Source organism: Stenotrophomonas capsici (assembly GCF_034961085.1).
Lineage (GTDB): Bacteria > Pseudomonadota > Gammaproteobacteria > Xanthomonadales > Xanthomonadaceae > Stenotrophomonas > Stenotrophomonas capsici.
This window is the reverse complement of the sequence record NZ_JAYFUH010000027.1, coordinates 1-540: the sequence shown is the minus strand read 5'-3', so window position 1 is coordinate 540 and position 540 is coordinate 1. Positions and strand designations below refer to the sequence as shown.

Below are 540 nucleotides of genomic sequence, written 5' to 3'. Positions count from 1 at the left end.
TTGGCAAGTTCCAGGAACGCGTAGCCACTGGCGGCGAACATGGTGGGAATACCCACCAGGAAGACGAACTCGGCCGCGGCGGCGCGGCGCGTCAGGCCCAGCAGCATGGCCAGGAAGATGGCCGCCGCCGAGCGCGAGGTGCCGGGGACCACGCCGGCCACCACCTGTGCCAGGCCGACGCCGATGGCCACCGTCCAGGTGACCGTCTCGCGGTCGGGCAGGCGTGCGGCGAAGCGTTCGGCGGCCAGCATCCAGACGCCACCGATGACCAGCGCCCACGCCACCGGGGTCACCGTTTCCGGCAGCTCCCAGCCGGCCAGGCGTACCGGCAGGCCGACCACGGCAGTGACCAGAAAGGCCACGCCCAGCTTCATGACGTAGTCGCGGTTCTCGCGCTGGCCCAGGCCGGTGGCCAGCGTCCACAACCGCTGCCGCAACGCCAGCGTCACCGCCAGGATGGCACCGGCCTGGATCACGATGTTGAAGAAGTCCGAGCGGCTGCCCAGCCAGTGCTGGGCGATCAGCAGATGGCCGGTGCTG

General features: G+C 70.6%; 1 protein-coding gene. It reads right to left on the bottom strand.

Annotated features, from left to right (window positions below; all coding sequences use genetic code 11):
- On the bottom strand, positions 1–540 hold a 540-nt coding region (locus VA603_RS00285), incomplete at both ends, for an undecaprenyl-diphosphate phosphatase (RefSeq protein WP_323437603.1).